Raw genomic sequence first — 20,154 nt, 5'->3', positions numbered from 1 at the left:
TTTTCACCTCCTTTCCTGGTCCGATACGTAGGCCCGCTCCGCCGTGAGGCAGAAGCGGACCACCGCTTCACGCAGGACCGGGGGCCATGCCTGGACGACCCCGTTGTGGTCGCCGTCGGCCTCCAGGTAGTCGAAGTCGACTCCTTCGGTCCTGCCGAGTTCGAGTAGGCGGGCGCGCAGTGCCCTGGACTGCGCCACCGGGATGACCTCGTCCCGGGTGCCGTGGACGAGCAGCAGCGGCGCGGCGAGGCCGGCGCAGGCGCGCAGGACGTCCCGTCCGGTCTCCGGCCCGCCGGGCGCGTCGCACCGGCTCAGCCGCGACACGCGGTCCCGTACGGTGCCGGGCGCGCTGCCGTGCAGGCTCGCGGCGGAGGTGAACGGCGCCAGCGCGGCGCACCCCGACCACAGGCCCGGGGCGTGGCACGCCGCCAGCAGCGCGAGGAAGGCGCCGTAGCTGCCGCCGAGCACGACCGGGCGCGGCAGGCCGGCGGCGTCGCGGTCGCGTGCGATCTCCCGGGCCAGGTGGACGACGTCGTCGAGGTCGGGGCCGCCCCAGTCGCCGATGACGGGCCGCAGGTGCCGCTCGCCGTAGCCGGTGCTGCCCCGGTAATTCGGCGCGGCCACGGCGACGCCGGCCGCGGCGAGGTGCTGGAAGAGGGGCTCGAACTCCAGCCGCCAGGCCGCCAGGGGGCCGCCGTGCAGGGCGAGCACCAGGCGGGGCGCCCGCCGCCAGCCGGGGCCGCCGTAGACGATCGTCTCGACCGGCCCCGCCGGGCCGGGCAGCTCGACCGCTTCCGCGCCCGCCCAATCCGCGCTCGTGCTGGAACCGCCTGCCCCGAGGTCGTCTGGAGCCAGCCACCAGCCCGCGGCGGGCGGATGCGGGACCGTGGCCAGGGTGGGCGGCCGGTCCGGGGCGGCGAAGCGCAGGTGGATCCGGCCGTCCCGCGCCCAGCAGGCGGGCGGCCACAGCATTCCCGGCGGTCCGGGGACCGCGGTGACGCGCTCCCATCCGGGCGCGTAGACCGCGAGGCCTTCCACGGCGCCCCGCGTCTCCCGGACGAGCAGGTTCTCCCCGGCGTCGTCGAAGGCCAGCGGCGCCCGCGGACGCTCGGACCGGTTGAGGGCGTCGGGGAACCGCACCGGCCCGCCGCCGGGGAACCGCAGCCCGGTCTGCGCGGTGCCGGGCGGCTGGGCGCCCGGCGACGTCGTGGTGACGGCCAGGACGCCGGAGCGGGGGCTGTAGGCGGCGATCCGGTCGGTGGTGGTGTCGGAGACCGACCAGAGGCGGCGCCACGTGCCGTCGCGCAGGTCGACGCGGATGCCGGCGGTGCGGTGCTGGGCGGAGGCGTGGTCGAGGGCGAGGGTGCGTCCGCCGTCGAGCCAGACGCCGCCGGACAGCACGCCGGGGATCCGGACGATCGGTTCGAGGGCCGGGGAGGCCCAGCGCAGCCACCAGATCCGGGAGTGCCGCTCGTCCTCCGCGGTGACGAGCACCACGGTGCCCTCGGGCGCCGGGGCGGCCAGCAGGAAGCCGGCCGCCATGACCGGGACCGGCCACGAGCGGGTGATCCGCAGGCCCGGGCCGGACGGCTCCGCGGCGAGCACGGTCCCGTGCCCGGCCGTCGCACCGTCGCCGCCGGTCGCGGGGCGCAGGATCAGGACGCGGCCGTCGTCCAGCGGCAGCACGCCGCACCGCCGGTCGAGGCCGCCGACGCCTCCCGCCTCCTCGCCGGTGAGCGTGCTCCGGGACGGGACGGGCCGAGTGAGGTCCCATCTCTCCAGCGTCACCTCGTCCTCGACGGCGCGCAGGCAGGCCGCCCAGCCGCCCTCCTCGGCGAAGGCGAACCCGAACCGGCTCGGCACCGGCGGCACGTCCCGCGCGACGGGTTCGCGGACGGGGGCGCTCATGACACCCGCTCCGCGCCGGCGCCCGTGACCGCCGCGCTTCCGGCCAGGCCGTCCGGGACGTCAGCCGTCCACAGCCGAGGCGTGCCGTGCGACGTCCGCTGCAGGAAGGCCAGGATTCCGCTCATCCCGTCGCCCCACGTCACCGAGACCTGCCCGAACTCGTCGGGGAACACCGATCGCCCGTCGCGGTTCGCCCGGTTGGCGACGATGGTCCGGGCGAGCCGCCAGGCGGCGTCCCGGTACCGCCCGTCGCCGGTGAACGCGGCCATGTCGAGCAGGAAGTCCCCGTTGCCGGCGAGCCCGTGGCACTGCCCGAGGGGCGCGCGCCAGCGGTGGTCCAGCACCGCCTGCGCGGCCTGCTCGGCGCCCCGGGTGAAGCGCGCGTCGCCGGTGGCGTCGCCCAGCCGCACGAGGAAGCCCCCGATCCCGGCCGCGCCGTGGCACCAGTACGGCGCCGTCGGCGCGTCGCCGGGACCGGCCCCCCACATCGCGGACCGGCCCGTGACGGTCGCCTCCTCCAGCAGGTCCTCCCCGACGGCGGCGGCCAGCGCGAGGTGGTCGGCGCGGCCGGTCGCCCGCGCGCACGCGGTCAGGAAGTAGCCGACGCCGGCGACGCCGTGCGCGAACCCGTAGTACCGCCGCCCGGCGAGCTTCGATTCGTGCTGGGCCGGGGTGCTCCAGGAGAGCCGGCCGGACCGGTCCTCCACCGAGGCGGCCAGCGCGTCGGCGGCGGCCGCCGCCCGCTCGGCGTAGCGGGCGTGCCCGGTGAGGGTCCACAGGTGCAGGGCGGTGAGCCCGATGCCGGCCGTCCCGTGGGTGATGTCGGGGGCGTCGGCCGCGGCCGGGAGCCGGTCGGCCAGCGCGAGGGCGCCGTCGACGAGCTCGCCGTCGTCCGTCGCGAGGCCCGCGTCCAGCACCGCCCAGGCCGCGCCCGCCGTGCCGAAGTAGAGCCCGGCGGGGCGGGCCGTCCCGTCGTCCAGCCGGGTGAGGATCCACCGGCCCGCGCGGGCGATCGCCTCCGGGAGACGGCGGTCGCCGGTGAGGTCGTAGCAGCGGGTCAGCGCGCCCAGCGGGCCCGCGGCGCCGTGCTGCAGGCTGCAGGGGTCGGGCGCCCCGTGGACGCAGGACGCGGGCCACAGCGAGCCCTCGGCCTCGGGGTCCATGGCGGCGAGGAGGTGCTCGGTGATGCCGGTCACGACCTCCCGGTTCTGCTCGCGCAGCCACCCGGAGCGGAGCCGCGGGCCGGCGGCCGGGGCCGGCCGCGGGGCGCCCGCGTCGCCGGACGACGCCGCCGCGAGTTCCGCACGCGCCCGGTCGGGGCTCCAGCGGCTCCGGGGGTCGCCGGCCATCAGCCCGAGCAGCAGCGGGATCAGCGGGGCGGGCAGGTCGAGGCCCTGGGTGCGCGCGGTCAGCAGCTCCGTGAGCCGTTCGGCCGGCGGCCGCGCCACGGGCCGCTCGTCCAGGAGGTAGGGCGGGCCGCCGGTGAGCACGTGGCAGAGCGTCGCGCCGAGCGCGAACCGGTCCGCCGCGGGGTCGGGGGCCGCGCCGTCCATCTGCTCGGGCGCCGCATAGCCCGGGGTGCCGGCGCGCAGCGGGACGGCGTCCGGGGAGCCCGGGGCGACGGCCAGCTCCAGGTCGATCAGGATGGGCGCGCCGTCCGGGCGGACCATGATGTTGTTCGGGGTGAAGTCGCGCACGACGAGCCCGGCGCCGTGCGCCCGGATCATCAGGTCGGTGAGCCGGACGGCCATCTCCAGCGCGGGGGCCAGGTGCGGGCCCCAGCCGCGGTCGCCGAGCAGATCCGCCGTCCACTTCCCGAGGGTGGTGCCCGGGATCAGCTCCTCCGCCAGGAACAGGTGGCCGCTCTGGGTGAACAGCCGGACCGGGCGCGGCGCCAGCCCCAGGTGCTCGACCGCCTCGAGCGCGCGGGCCTCGGCGCGCAGGAGGTCGCGGGCGTCGTTCCCGTCCTCGTCGGCGGCCACGTGCGGGCGGGCCTCCTTGAGGACGACCGGGTCGCCCGTCTCGGTGTCGAGGGCACGGTAGACACCGCCTTTGTTGGTGTGGCGGATCGCCTCCCGGACGGTGAAACGCGTCCCGATCAGAAGCTCGTTCTGGTTGGCGTCGGCGCCGTTTCCGTTCGCGTCGCCGGTTCCCTTTCCGCTGTGGCCGGAGTCGGCCGCCCGATGATCCGGAAAGGGGCAGCTGACCCAGGAGGGAGGCGTGTATCTTCCGATGCGCTGGTCTTCGACCGGGTTGCCGTCCGGGTCGAGAATCATCCATGTGTAGAAGCCGTCGTTGGTTATCCGCCGCTCTTCGGTGAAGGCGCCGTAACGGTAATGGACGAGACTGCCCGGTGCGTAGGGGCGGTCGGACAGAATGCGCGGGCCGGGCAGGCCGGCCGTCGCCCGGTGCAGTTCCAGCGCCAGCCGGACGGCCTCCTCATCGCTCACCGGGTAGACGGTGATGAACTTTCCGGAATGGCCGCGGGAGGTGTTGCGGGCGTTGAGCGCCGCCACCTGGTCGTGGGCGGCGGCGAACTTGAACGCGGAGCCGGCGGCGAGGAGCACCGCGAGCGAGCGGGCGAGCACCTCCTCGGCCGACGCCGGGGTGGCGGAGACGTGCAGCTTCCAGCCCTGAGCTGGGCATTCGACTCCTTCGGGGAGCACGTGGCACCACATGGCGTCCCGGCGCACCGTCCAGCGCGCACCGGCCCGCCCGCCGTCCCGCCCACCGTCTCGCGCCGCGGCGACCGCCCGGTCGAGGACGTCGGCCAGGCGGGTGTCGCCGCTCTCCCCGGCCGCGGCCGCGGCCCGGGAAAAGACGCTGAAATTGAAGTCAGCCATGGTGTTCCGCCGCTCCCTTTTCGTCCGCCGACCGGGGATTCCGCGTCCCCGGCGCGATCTTTCCGCCTTCGATCAATGGTGTTCGGCCGATCGATCGACTGCCTTCGGCGAACGAGGACACGTTAGCCATGAATCCTCCGTGATTGCCAGAGTGAATTCCCGTCCAGACGTGCGCCGCGGCGGTAGAAAAGTGTTACCCGGAAGAACATATCGGTGTGACAGGTGTGCCGTGAGTGGTCACCGAGGGCGGGTGAGCGCCCCGCAATTTGGCGATTTGTCCGGCTCGTCCGAGTGGTGGATCGGCGGCGACTTTGCCAATTCGGTGTCGAATCGTTTTCTCAGGCAGTCATGGCCGATGGCCGCCATGGCGACCCCTGGCAGGCCGCCGCCCGGCTGTGCTAGAGGGGAGCCGTTCTCGCGGTGTACGGCGGAATCCGGCACGCCATTCGTGACCCGGGGGGCCCGCCCCCGGGTCACGCTCCCGGGAAGGGCGGGCCGGCCTCGCTCAGCGGGGAGGCGAGTCGACGGCCTCCGGGGCGAGGATGCGGTCGAGGACCATCGCGGCGCAGCCGGTGAGGCCCGCGGCCTCGCCGAGGCGGCTGGGCTCGATGCGCAGGTTGCGGGTCGCGAGGGCGGTGGCGCGCTGGTAGACGACCTCGCGGAGACCGGCGATCAGCGGCTCGTCGGCGCCGACGAGGTCGCCGCCGAGGACGACGACGGCCGGGTTGAGCAGGTTGACGGCGGTGGCGACCACCTCGCCGATGCGGCGGCCGGCCTCGCGGAGGAGCGCGACGGTGCCGGGGTCGCCCGAGCGGGCCAGGGCGGCGAGGCCGGCCAGGTCGTGCGCCGGCGAGCGGGCCAGGAGGGCGGTGCCGCCCGCGACGGCCTCGACGCAGTTGACGTTGCCGCAGCGGCAGGGGGTCTCCGCCGAGGACGGGACGGGTACGTGCCCGATCTCGCCGGCGGCGCCCAGGGCTCCGCGCTGGATGCGGCCGCCCGCGATGAGGCCGGCGCCGATGCCCGTGGAGACCTTGACGAACAGGAGGTCGTCCACGCCGGGGTGGGCCTGGTGCTCGCCGAGGGCGGCGGCGTTGACCTCGTTGTCGAGGTAGGCGGGGACGCCGAAGCGGCCGGAGATCGGAGGGCCGATCTCCACGGCGTCCCAGCGTCCCGCGGCGTGCTCCACGGCGTCGGGGACGCCGAGGCCGACGCCGCGGACGGTGGCGGCGTCGATCCCGGAGTCCGCCAGCAGCGATGTCCACTGGTCGAGGAGCCGGGGGAGCGTCTTGCCAGGGGTGGCCTCGGGCGGCGGGCCGTCGGCGCGGGTGATGACCGCGCCCGCCAGGTCGCAGACGGCGACCTGGCCGCGGGACTGGCCGAGGTTGGCGACGAGGACGGTGCCGCCGGCGGCGTTGAACTCCAGGCGGGCCGGGGGGCGGCCGCCGGTGGAGGGGCCGTCCGCGCGTTCGACGACGAGGCCGCGGGCGACGAGGTCGGCGACGCGGGAGGCCACGGCGGGGCGGGACAGCCCCGTGACGCGCCCCAGTTCGGCGCGGGTGGCGACACCGTCCTCGCGGATCAGGCGCAGGATGTCGCCGCTCGTGGACGGGCGGCCGGCGGGACGCGGCATCCGGTCAGTCAAGCACGTCCGTGTTCAGTACGTCTAGTTGACGCAAGAGGATGACTTATGTAAAAGAAAATTCGTAAGTGGGTTGTCTCGCTTACCTATGTCTCGGTAGCTTGATCGCGAAGATCCCCCTTCGTCCTGGAGCGTCTGATGGCCGTCCATCCCGTGCTGGCGGAAGTGACCCGGCGTGTCGCCGAGCGGAGCGCCGGAGCGCGAGGCGCGTACCTGGAGCGGATCCGGGACGCGCGGACCGAGGGCCCGGTGCGCGGCGGCATGGGCTGCGCGAACCTCGCCCACGGCTTCGCGGCCTGCGGCGCCCAGGACAAGCTGTGGCTGAGGGGCGGCGTCACCCCCAACATCGCGATCGTGTCTGCGTACAACGACATGCTGTCCGCGCACCAGCCCCTCCAGGACTACCCCGACCTGCTCAAGGCCGCGATCCGGGCGGCCGGGGGGACGGCGCAGTTCGCCGGGGGAGTGCCCGCGATGTGCGACGGCATCACGCAGGGCCGCGCCGGCATGGAGCTGTCGCTGTTCAGCCGGGACGTGGTGGCGATGGCGACGGCGGTGGCGCTGTCCCACGACATGTTCGACGGCGCGCTGCTGCTCGGCGTCTGCGACAAGATCGTCCCGGGGCTGGTGATCGGGGCGCTGTCGTTCGGGCACCTGCCGGTGGTCCTGGTGCCGGCCGGGCCGATGGCGTCCGGGCTGCCCAACGACGCGAAGGCGAAGGTCCGCAAGCGGTTCGCGGCCGGGGAGGCCGGGCGCGACGAACTGCTCGCCGCCGAGGCCGCGTCCTACCACTCGCCCGGCACGTGCACGTTCTACGGGACGGCCAACTCCAACCAGCTCCTGATGGAGGTCATGGGCCTGCACCTGCCGGGCGCGAGCTTCGTCCCGCCGGGCAGCAAGCTGAGGGACGCCCTCACCGAGGCGGCCGGGCGGCGCGTCCTGCAGCTGACCGATCTGGGCGACCACTACACGCCCATCGGCGAACTCCTGGACGAGCGCGCGTTCGTCAACGGCGTCGTCGCGCTGCTCGCCACCGGCGGCTCGACGAACCACACGCTCCACCTCGTCGCGATGGCCGCCGCGGCCGGCATCGAGCTGACCTGGGACGACTTCGACGAGCTGTCCAGGGTCACGCCGCTGCTCACCCGCCTCTACCCGAACGGGTCCGCCGACGTGAACCACTTCCACGCGGCCGGCGGCACCGCGTTCCTCATCGGCGAGCTGATCGACGCCGGGCTCCTGCACGCGGACGCGCGCACGGTCGGCGGCGACACCCTCGCCGACTACCGGCGCGTCCCGGAGTTCGCGGGCGGCAGGGCCGAGTGGCGGGAGGCCGTCACCGAGTCGGGCGACACGGACGTCCTGCGGCCGGTGGCGGAGCCGTTCGACGCGCAGGGCGGGCTGCACACGGTGCGCGGCAACCTCGGCCGGGCGGTGGTCAAGGTGTCCGCGGTCCGTCCCGAGCACCGGACGGTCGAGGCCCCGGCCCGCGTGTTCGACTCGCAGGAGGACCTCCAGGACGCGTTCGCCGCAGGGGAGCTCGACCGGGACGTGGTGGCGGTCGTCCGCAACCAGGGGCCGCGCGCCAACGGCATGCCGGAACTGCACCGGCTCACCCCGCCGCTGTCGGTCCTGCAGGACCGGGGGCACCGCGTCGCGCTGGTCACGGACGGACGCATGTCGGGCGCCTCGGGGGCGGTGCCCGCCGCGATCCACGTGTCGCCGGAGGCGGCCGCGGGCGGGCCGCTCGCCCGCGTCCGCGACGGCGACGTCGTCCGGCTCGACGCGGACGCGGGCGTGCTGGAGGTTCTCGTCCCGGACGGGGAGTTCGCCGCCCGCGAACCCGCGGCCGGAGACGCCGGACGCGCATGGGGCACCGGACGGGAGCTGTTCCAGGCGTTCCGGCACGCGGTCGGCCCGGCCGAGCGCGGCGCGGGGGTCTTCACATGAGCGAAGCGAACCGGGGGGCGTGGGGGGTCGTCCCCCCACAGGGTGCAGGCGTGAGCGGAGCGCACCGGCCGTGGCTGGTCGCGGACGTCGGCGGCACGAACGCGCGGTTCGCGCTGGTGGACGGCCCGGACGGCGCCCCCTACCGCGTCCGTTCGCTGCCGACCCGCGACCACGCCGGGCTCGCCGAGGCCGCGGCCGCGTACCTCCGCGAGCACGCGGGAGGCGTCCGGCCGTCCGCCGCGTGCCTCGCGGTGGCGGGGCCGGTCACGGGCGAGACGTTCCGCCTGACCAACGCGGGCTGGCCGAAGGGCACTCCGGAGGAGGTCCGAGCCCACCTCGGCCTGCCTCACCTAGAGGTCATCAACGACTTCGAAGCCCTCGCCCTGGCGCTTCCGCGCCTGGGCCCTGACGACCTGGTCCCGATCGGTGAGGACCGTCCGTCCGCCGGCGGGACCCTCGCGGTGGTCGGTCCGGGTACCGGCCTGGGCGTGGCGGGTCTCGTCCCGACTCCGTCCGGGTGGGTGCCGCTGCCCGGTGAGGGCGGCCAGGTCGACATCCCGGCCGCGACCGACCGGGAGATCGAGGTCGCGCGGCTGCTGCGCGCCGAGCGCGGCTCCGCGACCGCCGAGCTGCTGCTGTCCGGGGACGGCCTGGCCCGCATCCACCGGTACCTCGCGACCCTCGACGGCGCGCCGGCCGGACCGCTCACCGCGCAGCGGATCTGCGAGCGCCGCGACGACCCGGTCTGCCGCGAGGCGCTGCACATGTTCTGCGCGCTGCTCGGCTCGCTGGCCGGGAACGCCGCCCTGACGCTCGGCGCCCGGGGCGGCGTCTACCTCGGCGGCGGCATCCTCCCGCGCATCGCGGACGTGCTGCGCGACAGCGCGTTCCGCGCCCGCTTCGAGGGGAAGCCCCCCGTCGAGGACTACCTGCGCGGCGTCCCCACCGCGCTCATCGTCCACCCCGGCCCCGCCCTGGCCGGCGCCACCATGCGGATCGCGCAGCGCCCGCCCGACCCGGACTCCCTGGAGCCTGCATGATCGCCGAAGACCTGTTCGACCTCGCGCCCGTGATCCCCGTCGTCGTCCTGGACGACGCGGAGGCGGCCGTCCCGATGGCCCGCGCCCTCGTCGCGGGCGGGCTGCCCGTGATCGAGGTGACGCTCCGCACGCCCGCCGCGCCGGCGGCGATCGAGCGGATCGCCGCCGAGGTCCCGGACGCGGTCGTCGGCGCGGGGACGGTCGTCCGCCCGGAGGACGCCGAGCGGTCCGCCGCCGCCGGGGCCCGCTTCCTGGTCAGCCCCGGCCGCACGCCCGGCCTCCAGGCCGCGATGGCCGCGACCGGCCTGCCGTTCCTGCCGGGCGTCGCCACCGCGTCCGAGGCGATGGCGCTGCTGGAGGACGGGATCACCGCGATGAAGTTCTTCCCCGCCGAGGCCGCGGGCGGCGCCGCCGCGCTCAGGGCGCTCGCCGGGCCGCTGCCGCAGGTCCGGTTCTGCCCGACCGGCGGGATCAGCCCGCGGAACGCCGCCGACTACCTCGCGCTCGGCAACGTCGGGTGCGTCGGCGGTTCCTGGCTGACCCCGGCGAGCGTCGTCCGCGCCGGCGACTGGGACCGCGTCCGCAGGCTCGCCTCCGAAGCGGCCGCCCTGCGCACCGGGTGATGTCACATCCGGAGGCGGACCCCCCGTCTACCGGACATGACCACTACATCGGCACTGACCGCCCTGAAGAAGCAGCGCACCGTCCTGCTGACCTCCTACCGCAAGGACGGGACGCCGGTCGGCACGCCCGTCAACGTCGTCGTCCAAGGCGACCTCGCCTATTTCCGCACCTACGACAAGGCGTTCAAGGCGAAGCGCCTGGCGCGCAACCCGGAGGTGGAGATCGCGCCGAGCACGTTCCGGGGGGAGGTCACCGGGGCCGCGTCGCGCGGCCGGGTCCGGCTGCTCACCGAGGAGGAGTCGAAGCCGGTCCGCAGGCTGCTGGCCCGCAAGCACCCCTTCCTCCAGGGGTTCGCGGTGCCGCTGTTCCACCGGATGAAGGGGTACCGGACGCTCCACTACGAACTCACCCTCGATCGGGACTGAGCGGGTCCGGGCCGGTGTGGCAGCGCGGGCAGGGGCCCGCGGTGAGGGGTGCGCCGCCCGCGGTCGGCAGCAGGTCCATGCGGAGCCGGCCGCAGGCGCACCGGGTCCAGACGACGATGCCTTCACTGGTCACGTGCCGGGAGAGAGTGGTGTTCCGCTGAGTCATGACTCCAGTCTGCGGTCTCCGATCGTTGCCGTCTATTTCAGGTTTCCGCACTGAATCGTGCAATATGGTTTCATGATTGATCTGCGGCGGCTGCACATGCTCCGGCTCGTCCACCAGTACGGGACGGTCACGTCGGCGGCGGAGGCGATGCACCTGACCCCGTCGGCGGTCTCCCACCACCTCCGCGAGCTGGCGCGGGAGCTGAAGGTGCCGCTGCTGGAGCCGCAGGGCCGCAAGGTGAAGCTGACACCGGCCGCGAACCTGCTGATCGAGCACGCCGACGGGCTGCTCGCCAAGTGGGAGGAGACCCTCGCCGACCTGGAGTCGCACCGCGCGGGGGGCGCGGGGCCGCTGCGCATGTGCGGGTTCACGACGGCGGTCGGCGGTCTCGTCGCACCGGCCGCCGGCGCCCTGATCCGGGACGATCCAGACCTCAAGGTCGAGGTCCGCGAATGCGATACCGACGTCGCGGTCGGCCTCCTCGCCGCCGGCGACACCGACATCGCGGTCATCGAGCCCACCCCGGACGCGCCGCCGTCCGACGACCTCCGCTTCGACCGCGAACCGCTGCTGGAGGAGGTCTACGACCTCATCGTCCCGGCCGGGCACCCGCTGGCGGGCCGGACCGGCGTCCGGCTGGAGCACGCGGAGGACGAGACGTGGATCAGCGTCGAGCCCGAGGTCTGCGCCCACCACCAGCAGGTGCTGGCGTACTGCGGCGCCGCCGGGTTCACGCCCCGGTTCGCGCACCACGCCACCAACTGGTCGGTGATCTGGGCGCTGGTCGCGCACGGGCTCGGCGTGTCGCTCGTCCCGCGGCTCGCGGGCGGGCCCGCGGACCAGCCGGTGGTCCGGGTCCCGCTGACCGGCGACGCCGTCCCGCAGCGGCGCCTGCTGACCTGCGTGCGGCGCGGCAGCCGCGGCAACCCCCTGATCGACCGCGGCCTGCGCGCCCTCCACGACGCCGTCCCCGCCCGCTGCGCCCGGATGCCCGCCGCCTGACCCGGCTCAGTCCGCCGCGCTCGCCCGGAGGACGCCCGGGTGCCGGCCTGCCTCGGCGAGGGCATGTCCAACGCGCAGATCGCGGGACGCCTCCACCTCAGCGAGGCCACCGTGCAGGGCCACGGCTCCCGCGTCCTCGACAAGCTCGGCTGCGCCGACCGGACCCAGGCGGGGCTCCTCGCGAGGGACGCGGGACTAGGTTGAGCGGCCGGACTTTCGCGCGCCGAAGGCCAGCAGCGCCGCGCGGACGATCCAGACGGCCAGCGCGATCTGCAGGACGGCGAGGACCCCCGCGCCCGGCCCGACCGTGAACGCCAGCACGAGGAACACCGCGAGCAGCAGCGGGAACGCCGGGAAAGGCGGCCCGTGCCGGTGGTGGCCCCGTGCCATGTGCCGATGCCTGCGCCGGGCCATGTGCCGGTGGTGCTCCTGCCACGCCGGGTGCCAGGGCCCGCCGAACATGACCGCCGCGCCCTCCATGGACGACGGCGCCCGCCGGTCCGGTTCGGGCAGGCCGGTCGGCGCGGGCAGGTCGCGGACGAGGGGCCGCAGGTCGCCGCGCGTCTTGGCGGACAGCACGGCGTCCATGCGCTCGTCCAGCTCCCCGCGGTCGAGCCGTCCCGCCGCGAAGTGGTCGTGGAGCGCGACCATGACGGCGTCCCGTTCGGTGTCACCGATGCGCATCTCGTCGCGCGGCTCGTCCTGGCGTGCCATGTTCACTCCCCGTGGTGCGCGGACGTCGGGCCCGTGCCGGTGTCGTCGCCGGTGTCGTCGCCGGTGTCATCGTCGGTGTCATCGTCGTGGGCCGCGTCGTGCGTGCCGTCGATGTCGTCGGCGAGGATCCGGTAGAGGTCGCGCCGCGCGTTCGACAGGACGTCCCTGGCCTGCGCGACCTGCTCGCCGGAACCGGAGTGGACGATCTGCATCACCGCGGCGCCCATCTGCGCGGCCTGCCGGAACAGCTCGGGGACGCCCTCGCCGTACTCGGGCGTCATCTCCGCCCACGGCTCGGCCAGCCGCGCGGCGTTCTCCTCGACGTGGGCGCGCCCCTCGTCGGTGAGGTGGAAGGACCGCCGCCCGGCCGCCTCCTCGCCCGCGATCAGGCCCTCGTCGGCGAGCTGCTGCAGCGCCGGGTAGACCGCGCCGGGGCTCGGCTTCCAGGCCCCGCCGCTGCGCTCGTGGATCTCCTGGATGATCTGGTAGCCGTTGCGCGGCTCCTCGGCGAGCAGGACGAGGATCGCCGCGCGGACGTTCCCCTTGCGCGCCTTCGGGCCCCGCCCCCACGGGCCGCCGCGCCCGCGCGCCCACGGGGGCCGCCCGCCGGGGCCGAAGCCGGGCGGGCCCCACGGTCCGGGACCGGGGCCGCCGCCGAACAGCCAGCCGAGGTTCGGGGAGTCGCCGCGGCCCCGCGGGCCGCCGTGCCCATGCCGGTGTCCCATGTTCTACACCACCTTCTGAGATCTCTCTATGATCTCTCGCGATACACCAACGATATATCGAAGACGACCGAATGAGCTAGATTGTTCCCGAGAACTTTCCGTCCCCGGCGCGACGTTCCGGACGCGGTCCCCGGTTCCGGGCGCCCCCGTCTGATCGCAGGAAACTTGGGTAACAGCCGTTATGGGGAGGACGATGGGCACTGGCGAAGCGGTCACCGTGCGGGACACGGTGCTCACCACCGGTACGGCGGCCCGGGCGCGGCTGAGCGCCCGGCGCGAGATGCTGCTCGGACTGCTGCTGTTCGGGGTGTACCTGGTCGTGGCCGGCCTTCCCGAGGAGGCCAGGATCGGCCGCGCCCGGGAGCACGGCGAGGCGATCTACAGCCTCGAACGCGCCCTGCGCCTCGACATCGAGCTCTCCCTCAACAGGTGGCTCGCCGACCAGGGCATCCTGCGGGTGCTGGCGAACTACGAGTACGCCATCACCTACATCGCCAGCGCGCTCGCCCTGCTGCTCTGGCTGTTCCTGCGCCATCCCGAGCGGTACCGGACGGCCCGCAACTCGTTCATCCTGCTGAACCTGGGCGGCCTCACCTGCTTCGTGCTGTACCCGGTCATGCCGCCGCGCCTGATGCCCGACCTCGGCTTCATCGACACCGTCTACCTCGGCGGCACGTGGGGGTCGTGGGGGTCGCCGCTGGTGGAGCACGCCGACCAGCTGGCGGCGGTGCCGTCCCTGCACATGGCCTGGACGATGTGGGTCGGCGTGGAACTCGCCCGCGTGAAGGCCAAGCGCTGGGTGCAGGTGCTCAACATCGTGCACATCCTGGTGACCCTCTACGTCATCATGGCCACCGCGAACCACTTCCTGCTGGACGCCGTCGCCGCGATCCCGTTCGTCGCCATCCCGGTCTACATCGCCGAGCGCGCGTCCCGCCCGCCGGCTCCGAAGGTCGAGGGCCCGGACGCGTTCTTCATGGCCGTGGAGACGCCCGCCGCCCCGCAGCAGGCCGGCGGCCTGATCATGCTGGACACCGCCGCCCGGGAGGTCGGCCGCGCGGACCTCGTCCGGGAGATCCGGGCGCGGCTCGACGGGCTGCCCCGGTTCCGGCAGCGGCTCACCGGGCGCGGCCGCTGGCGCCGGCCGCTCTGGCGGGACCACGACCCGGTCGACTGGGAGTGGCACGTCATGGAGCGGCGCGTCGACGGCATGGCCGGCGTGCGCGAGGCCGTCGCCGAACTGCAGGCCGAGCGGCTGCCGCTGGACCGGCCGCCGTGGCGCATGGTCGTGCTGAAGGGCGCCGCGCCGGGCCGCACCGCCGTCGTGTACCTGATGCACCACGTGGTCGCCGACGGCGTCGGCATCGTCGCGCAGGCGGTCCACCTGATGGAGCCGCCGCCCGCGCCGGTGCCCGCGCCACCGCGCCGGCCGCTGCGCAGGGCGCTCGCGACCGCGGCCGGGCTCGCGCAGCTCGCCACCGCCGTCACGCGCCCGGAGCGGCTGCCGTCGTCCGGCACGCCGGAGCGCCGGTACGGCACCATGCGGCTCCCGCTGGCGGAGGTGCGCGACACGGGCCGCCGCCACGGCGCCCGCGTCACCGACGTCGTCCTCTGCGCGTTCGCGGGCGCCCTGAACCGGGTCATGGGCGAGGAGGAGGGGCGGCCCGCCGCCGTCCGCGTCGCGGTGCCGCTGATGATGCGGCCGCCGGGCAGCGCGATGGTCGGCAACCACACCACCGCCGTCATGGTGGACCTGCCCGTCGGGAAGATGGCCGAGACCGACCGGCTCGCCGTGATCGCCAAACGCGCCCGGGTGCTGCGCTCCGGGACCCGCGGGCAGGCGGCATGGTTCGTGATGTGGCAGGCCGGACGCTTCCTGCCGGCGCCGCTGCACCGGCGCTTCGCCCGCATGTCCTACAGCGGCCGCTTCCTCCAGGGGACCGTGTCGAGCCTGCCCGCCACCGCCGGGCCGCTGCGGCTGGCCGGGGCGCCCCTCACCGCCGTGTACCCGATCGTCCCGCTGGCGCCCGGCACGGCGTTCGCGATCGCCGGGCTGGGCATCGACGGGGAGCTGTGCTTCGGCCTCTCCCTCGATCCCGGGCTGGCCGACGACGCCGACGCGCTGATGGCGGCCTTCGGCGACGTGCTCGAGGAACTGCGGGACGGGCCGCGCTGACGGCCGTGCCGCTGACCACCGTGCCGCTGACCACCGTGCCGCTGACCACCGTGCCGCTGACCACCGTGCCGCTGACCACCGTGCCGCTGACCACCGTGCCGCTGACCACCGTGCCGCTGACCACCGTGCCGCCGCCGGGCCCTACGGCCCGCCGGCGGCACCGCCCGCCGGGCTCACACGCTGCGCACGGCGCGCAGCGACTCCTTCAGTGAGCCCATCGTCGCGAACACGGCGGTGGGCTCGTACCCGCAGTGCGCCATGCAGTTCGCGCAGCGGTCGTCGCGTCCCCGCCCGTAGGCGTCCCAGTCGGTCGTCTCCACCAGCTCCCGGTAGCTGGCGGTGTAGCCGTCGTCCATCAGGTAGCAGGGCCGCTGCCAGCCCTTCAGCGAGTACGACGGGATCGCCCACGCCGTGCACGGGAAGTCGGTCTTGCCTTCGAGGAAGTCGAGGAACAGCGGCGAGTGGTTGAACCGCCAGCGCTCCCGCCGGCCGTCCGCGAACGCCTTGCGGAACAGGCTCCGGGTCTCCTGGACGCCGAGGAAGTGCTCCTGGTCGGGCGCCTTCTCGTAGGCGTACGCGGGCGAGATCATCATCTGGTCGACGGCCAGCTCGTCGTTGAGGTAGTCGAGGACGTCGATGACGGTCTGCGGGGTGTCGGTGTTGAACACGGTCGTGTTCGTCGTGACCCGGAACCCGCGCTCCTTGCACATCCTGATCGCCTCGACCGCCTGGTCGAAGACGCCCTCCTTGCAGACGGACGCGTCGTGCCGCTCGCGCAGCCCGTCGATGTGCACGGCCCACGCGAAGTAGCGGGACGGCTCGAACCGGTCGATCTTCTTCGGGATCAGCGCCGCGTTCGTGCACAGGAACACGTACCGCCGCATCCTGACCAGCTCGGCGGTCAGCTCCCCGATCTGCGGGTGCATCAGCGGCTCGCCGCCCGCGATCGACACCATCGGCGCGCCGCACTCGCGGACGGCCGCGACCGCCTGCTCGACGGGCATCCGCTGCTTGAGCACGTCGGCCGGGTGCTGGATCTTCCCGCAGCCCGCGCACGCCAGGTTGCACGCGTACAGGGGCTCCAGTTCCAGCAGGAGCGGGAAGCGCTTGCGTCCCGCCAGCCTGTTGCGCAGCACGTACCCGCCGACCCGCAGGCTCTGGCGCAGTGGCATCGCCATGTCTCATGCACCCTTCAGGTACCGGCCCAGCGCCGAGATCGGGAACACCAGGCGGTACAGGTGGTAGTTGATGTAGAAGTCGCCGGGGAACCCGGTGCCGGTGAAGTGGTCCTCGTCCCACGTGCCGTCGGCCCGCTGGTGCTCGGCCAGCCAGCCGACGCCGCGTTCGACGGCCTCGCCGCGCTCCCCGGCGGCGAGCAGCGCGAGCAGTGCCCACGCGGTCTGCGACGGCGTCGAGACGCCCCGCCCGATCCACGACGGGTCGCGGTAGGAGCGCAGGTCCTCGCCCCAGCCCCCGTCGTCGCGCTGGTGGAGCTCCAGCCACTCCACCGCGGCGCGGATCTCCGGCCTGCCGGGCCGGACGCCCGCGGCGATCAGCGCGGGGACGACGGCGCCCGTGCCGTACACGTGGTTGGCGCCCCACCGGCCGAACCAGGACCCGTCGGGTTCCTGCGCCTTCAGCAGCCACACCACGGCCCGCTTGACCGTCAGCGAGTCGGCCATGCCGCGGTGCGCCATGGCCTCCACGACGTGCGCGGTGACGTCGGCGGACGGCGGGTCGACGACCTCGCCGAAGTCGCAGAACGGGAGCCTGCGGCACAGCCCGCGGGTGTTGTCGGCGTCGAACGCGCCGAAGCCGCCGTCCCGGGACGCCATCCCGGCCATCCAGCGGACGCCCCGCTCGATCGCGGGCTCGGCCAGCGGATGCCGCACGCGGTTCAGCGCGATGACGGCCTCGGCGGTGTCGTCGACGTCCGGGTAGCAGTCGTTGTCGAACTCGAACGCCCACCCGCCCGGCGGCAGGTCGGGCCGCCGCACCGCCCAGTCGCCGGGGCCGCGGACCTCCTCGCCGATCACCCATTCCGCGGCCCGCTCCAGGGCCGGGTGCCCCTCCGGCAGTCCCGCGTCGGCGAGCGCGTTCATCGCGAGGACGGTGTCCCAGACGGGGGACTGGCACGCCTCGATCCGCCGTCCCTCCGCGTCCCGGATCGTGAAGCGTTCGAGGCCGTCCAGGCCGCGCCGCACGACCGGGTGGTCCAGGCCGTAACCGAGAAGGTGCAGCGCGATCAGGGAGTACACCATGGGCGGCTGGATGCCGCCCCACGAGCCGTCCCGCTCCTGCCGCGCGATGATCCACTCCCCGGCGCGGCGGAGCGCGGCCCGCCGCAGCCCCCGCACGGGCCGCCGCTCGTACACGTGCAGGGCCCGGTCGAGCGTCTCGAACGCCGTGTCCCACCCCGGCAGGCCCCGCCTCCGGTTCCGCGGGACGTCGTCGAAGGGCGCCAGCTCGTCCAGCCCGAACGGCAGCGGCCGGACGGGACGCAGCGCCCCCACGACCGCCAGCGGAACGATCGTCTGCCGAGCCCAGCACGCCCAGTCGTAGACGTTCAGCGGGAACCAGCGCGGCAGGAACATCATCTCCGGCGGCAGCACGGGCAGCTCGTCCCACGGCCACCGGCCGAACATCGCCAGCCAGAAGCGCGTGAACACCCGGGTCGCCGGGATGCCGCCCGCGCCGCGGACGTAGGCGGCCGCGCGCATCATGTGGTCCGCGTCGGGCGGGTCCCCGGCGAGCCGCAGCGCCACGTACGCCTCGACCGTGGTGGACAGGTCGGGCGGGCCGCCGTGGAAGGTCGCCCAGGTGCCGTCCGGAGCCTGCCGCGACCGGATCCAGCGGGCCGTCTCGTCGGTGTCGGCGCCGGTGCGGATGCCGAGGAACTCGCGCAGCAGCAGGTCCTCGGCGTCCATCGTCACGTTGGTCTGCAGCTCGCCCTTCCACCATCCCTCCGGCGACTGCAGGAGCAGCAGGTGCTCGCGCGCCGCCTCCAGCGCCTCGGCCGCCGTCCGGGTCCGCGTCCCCGTCTCCACCGCCGTCATCAGTGGTCCCTGCGGGTGACGAAGTCGGCGATGCGCAGGAAGTCGGCCCGCACGGGATCCGGGATCCGGGCCGTGACCAGGTGCTCGGCGGCGCGCTGGATGCGGCTCTCGGCCTCCATCTCGGCCCAGGCGCGCCCACCGGCCGCCTCCACCAGGCCGGCGGCCTCGGCCAGCTCGTCCTCGGACAGGTCGTCCTCGGGCGGTCCGGGGCGCGCGTAAAGCTCCGCGAGCCGCGCGGCCTCGGGCCTGCCCGAGTTCAGCGCCGCCACGATCGGCAGCGACATCTTGCGGGAGCGCAGGTCCGACAGCGCGGGCTTGCCGGTGGCGGCAGGGTCGCCCCAGATGCCGAGGAGGTCGTCGGTGAGCTGGAAGGCGATCCCGAGGTCGGCCCCGAACGCCTCAAGCGCGGCGCAGAGGGGCTCGGACGCCCCGTCCAGGACGGCCCCGATCGCGCAGGAGCACGCCAGCAGCGCGCCGGTCTTGTCGGCCGCCATCGACATGCACTCGTCCAGGCCGGCGCGCTTGTGGTGGGTCTCCAGGTCCATGTCGAGGGCCTGGCCCGCGATGAGGCGCCGCGTGGCGGCCGCGAGCACGCGCGCCGCCCGCGCGGAGCCCTGTCCGGGCGCCTCCAGCACGACCTCGCCGGCGAGCGCGAGCAGCGCGTCCCCGGCCAGGATCGCGGACGCCTCGCCGAAGACCGTCCACGCCGCCGGGCGGTGCCTCCGCGTCCGGTCGCCGTCCATGATGTCGTCGTGCAGGAGCGAGAACGCGTGGGTCAGCTCGACCGCGACCGCCCCCGGAAGGGCGCTCTCCTGCGGCGCCACCGCGGCGCGGGCCGACAGCAGCGCCAGCGCCGGGCGGAGCGCCTTGCCGGCGGGCGCCTTGCGCGGCCGGCCCTCCTTGTCCGTCCAGCCGAGATGGTAGGCGGCGACCCGGTAGGTGCGCGGGTCGAGCCGGCCGACCGCGGCGCGCAGCGCGCCGTCGACCAGCTCACGGACATCGGTCATCGAGCCGGGAACAGCCGTCACCGGTCCCGCACCCCCTCCAGGTGGCGGCGGGCCAGGCGCGCGGCGGTGAGGCCGCTGCGCACTGCTCCCTCCATGGTGTCGGGCCAGCCCGTGTCGGTCCACGCGCCGGCCAGGAACAGCCCGGCCGCCCGCGTCGCCGCGCCGGGGCGGGCGGCCGCGGTGCCCGGGCGCTGCCGGAACGTCGCGCGCCGCTCCCGCGTCACGAAGAAGTCCCGGACGCGGGCGTCCCGCGCGGCGGGCAGCAGCCGCCGCAGCTCGGGCACGAACCGGGCGCGCAGCTCGGCGGTCGGCATGTCGACCCAGCGGTCCGCGGCCGACAGCGAGACCGCGAGGTACTGGCCGCCGCGCAGCCCGCTCACGGCCGTCCGGTCGAACACCCACTGCGCGGACGAGCCGACGGCGGCGGCGAACGGCCCGTCCATGACCGGGCGGTCGTAGACGACGTGCACGTTCACGATCGGGCTGGCGTCGAGCTCGGGCCAGGGCAGCGGGTCCGGCAGCGCCTGCGCGGGCAGCAGCCGCGCCGCCGCGTCGTGCGGCACCGCCATGATCACCGCGTCGGCGGCCATCGGGACGCCGTCCACGACGACCTTCGGGTCGGTGGTGACCGCCTCGACCTTGGCCTTGAGGCGGACGGTCCCGCCCATCTCCGCGATCCGCCGCAGCGCCGGGCCGCCGTGCAGCTCATCCAGCGGCACGAGCGGCAGCCCGATGTCGGCCGCGTCGGCGCGCCCGAACAGCGCGTGGCGGCACACCATGGCCGACAGCCCGAGCGCCGCCTCGTCCACCTCGGCGTTCAGCGCGGAGGTGAGGAACAGGCCCCAGAGCGCCTGCCGGGCCCACGGCCGCTGCCCGTGC

The 20,154-nt window shown here is 74.9% G+C and carries 18 protein-coding genes; 8 read left to right on the top strand and 10 right to left on the bottom strand.

The window, feature by feature from the left end; all coding sequences use genetic code 11:
* Window positions 1-3: 3 nt before the first annotated feature.
* From IEZ03_RS01980 to IEZ03_RS01970, 3 genes are all read right to left on the bottom strand, one after another.
* Window positions 4-1,908, bottom strand: a complete 1,905-nt coding sequence (locus IEZ03_RS01980) for an alpha/beta hydrolase family protein (protein ID WP_184882666.1) — start codon at window positions 1,906-1,908, stop codon at window positions 4-6.
* A complete protein-coding gene (lanL, locus tag IEZ03_RS01975) occupies window positions 1,905-4,751 on the bottom strand; it encodes a class IV lanthionine synthetase LanL (protein ID WP_189241145.1) in 2,847 nt (948 codons plus the stop codon). Before lanL ends, IEZ03_RS01980 begins: the two co-directional genes overlap by 4 nt.
* A 505-nt stretch (window positions 4,752-5,256) precedes the next feature.
* Window positions 5,257-6,381, bottom strand: a complete 1,125-nt coding sequence (locus IEZ03_RS01970) for an ROK family transcriptional regulator (RefSeq protein WP_184882668.1) — start codon at window positions 6,379-6,381, stop codon at window positions 5,257-5,259.
* Between the two features lie 147 nt (window positions 6,382-6,528).
* On the opposite strand from IEZ03_RS01970, the gene edd reads away from it, so the two are divergent.
* The 4 genes from edd to IEZ03_RS01950 are packed head-to-tail and all read left to right on the top strand — an operon-like array spanning window position 6,529 to window position 10,429.
* Window positions 6,529-8,340 carry a phosphogluconate dehydratase gene (edd, locus tag IEZ03_RS01965; RefSeq protein ID WP_184882670.1) on the top strand — a complete coding sequence of 604 codons (1,812 nt, stop codon included), beginning with the start codon at window positions 6,529-6,531 and terminating at the stop codon, window positions 8,338-8,340.
* 50 nt (window positions 8,341-8,390) lie between these two features.
* Window positions 8,391-9,380 (top strand): glucokinase, encoded by a 990-nt coding sequence (gene glk / locus IEZ03_RS01960; protein ID WP_229807932.1) that lies wholly within the window; start codon window positions 8,391-8,393, stop codon window positions 9,378-9,380.
* Window positions 9,377-10,003 (top strand): bifunctional 4-hydroxy-2-oxoglutarate aldolase/2-dehydro-3-deoxy-phosphogluconate aldolase, encoded by a 627-nt coding sequence (gene eda, locus IEZ03_RS01955; protein WP_132049882.1) that lies wholly within the window; start codon window positions 9,377-9,379, stop codon window positions 10,001-10,003. Before glk ends, eda begins: the two co-directional genes overlap by 4 nt.
* Before the next feature lie 36 nt (window positions 10,004-10,039).
* Window positions 10,040-10,429, top strand: a complete 390-nt coding sequence (locus IEZ03_RS01950; protein ID WP_184882674.1) for a PPOX class F420-dependent oxidoreductase — start codon at window positions 10,040-10,042, stop codon at window positions 10,427-10,429.
* On the opposite strand, the gene IEZ03_RS01945 is transcribed toward IEZ03_RS01950, so the two are convergent.
* Window positions 10,410-10,595 carry a hypothetical protein gene (locus IEZ03_RS01945; RefSeq protein ID WP_132049878.1) on the bottom strand — a complete coding sequence of 62 codons (186 nt, stop codon included), beginning with the start codon at window positions 10,593-10,595 and terminating at the stop codon, window positions 10,410-10,412. The genes IEZ03_RS01950 and IEZ03_RS01945 overlap by 20 nt on opposite strands.
* Window positions 10,596-10,667: 72 nt before the next feature.
* Between IEZ03_RS01945 and IEZ03_RS01940 the strand changes: the two genes are divergently transcribed.
* Both IEZ03_RS01940 and IEZ03_RS01935 read left to right on the top strand, forming a co-directional pair.
* Complete coding sequence (locus IEZ03_RS01940) at window positions 10,668-11,597, top strand: LysR family transcriptional regulator (RefSeq protein WP_229807931.1); 930 nt, start codon at window positions 10,668-10,670, stop codon at window positions 11,595-11,597.
* Between the two features lie 39 nt (window positions 11,598-11,636).
* On the top strand, window positions 11,637-11,801 hold the full coding sequence (locus tag IEZ03_RS01935; protein ID WP_229807930.1) for a response regulator transcription factor: 165 nt from the start codon (window positions 11,637-11,639) through the stop codon (window positions 11,799-11,801).
* On the opposite strand, the gene IEZ03_RS01930 is transcribed toward IEZ03_RS01935, so the two are convergent.
* Together IEZ03_RS01930 and IEZ03_RS01925 are read right to left on the bottom strand one after the other, a co-directional pair.
* A complete protein-coding gene (locus IEZ03_RS01930; protein WP_184882676.1) occupies window positions 11,793-12,311 on the bottom strand; it encodes a DUF1707 SHOCT-like domain-containing protein in 519 nt (172 codons plus the stop codon). The genes IEZ03_RS01935 and IEZ03_RS01930 overlap by 9 nt on opposite strands.
* A gap of 2 nt (window positions 12,312-12,313) precedes the next feature.
* The gene (locus IEZ03_RS01925; protein ID WP_184882678.1) at window positions 12,314-13,036 is read right to left on the bottom strand and encodes a PadR family transcriptional regulator; all 723 of its coding nucleotides are present in this window, start codon (window positions 13,034-13,036) and stop codon (window positions 12,314-12,316) included.
* 193 nt (window positions 13,037-13,229) lie between these two features.
* Here IEZ03_RS01925 and IEZ03_RS01920 point away from each other — a divergent pair, with 193 nt between their 5' ends.
* Both IEZ03_RS01920 and IEZ03_RS01915 read left to right on the top strand, forming a co-directional pair.
* Complete coding sequence (locus tag IEZ03_RS01920; RefSeq protein WP_184882680.1) at window positions 13,230-15,212, top strand: bifunctional phosphatase PAP2/O-acyltransferase family protein; 1,983 nt, start codon at window positions 13,230-13,232, stop codon at window positions 15,210-15,212.
* 5 nt (window positions 15,213-15,217) lie between these two features.
* Complete coding sequence (locus IEZ03_RS01915) at window positions 15,218-15,424, top strand: hypothetical protein (RefSeq protein WP_189241144.1); 207 nt, start codon at window positions 15,218-15,220, stop codon at window positions 15,422-15,424.
* On the opposite strand, the gene hpnH is transcribed toward IEZ03_RS01915, so the two are convergent.
* The 4 genes from hpnH to IEZ03_RS37455 form a co-directional block, all read right to left on the bottom strand.
* The gene (gene hpnH / locus IEZ03_RS01910; protein WP_184882683.1) at window positions 15,386-16,390 is read right to left on the bottom strand and encodes an adenosyl-hopene transferase HpnH; all 1,005 of its coding nucleotides are present in this window, start codon (window positions 16,388-16,390) and stop codon (window positions 15,386-15,388) included. The two genes, IEZ03_RS01915 and hpnH, sit on opposite strands and share 39 nt — an antisense overlap.
* A gap of 3 nt (window positions 16,391-16,393) precedes the next feature.
* The gene (gene shc / locus IEZ03_RS01905; RefSeq protein ID WP_184882685.1) at window positions 16,394-18,268 is read right to left on the bottom strand and encodes a squalene--hopene cyclase; all 1,875 of its coding nucleotides are present in this window, start codon (window positions 18,266-18,268) and stop codon (window positions 16,394-16,396) included.
* Window positions 18,268-19,296, bottom strand: a complete 1,029-nt coding sequence (locus IEZ03_RS01900; RefSeq protein ID WP_184882687.1) for a polyprenyl synthetase family protein — start codon at window positions 19,294-19,296, stop codon at window positions 18,268-18,270. The genes shc and IEZ03_RS01900 overlap by 1 nt, the downstream gene beginning before the upstream one ends.
* Window positions 19,293-20,154, bottom strand: an 862-nt coding sequence (locus IEZ03_RS37455; RefSeq protein ID WP_229807929.1) for a hydroxysqualene dehydroxylase, incomplete at its 5' end; no start/stop codon positions are given. The genes IEZ03_RS01900 and IEZ03_RS37455, both read right to left, overlap by 4 nt.

The sequence above is a fragment of the Actinomadura livida genome, from assembly GCF_014648675.1.
Classification (GTDB): Bacteria; Actinomycetota; Actinomycetes; order Streptosporangiales; family Streptosporangiaceae; genus Spirillospora; species Spirillospora livida.
The sequence above is the reverse complement of the archived record's forward strand: the minus strand, read 5'-3'. Positions and strand labels throughout refer to the sequence as shown.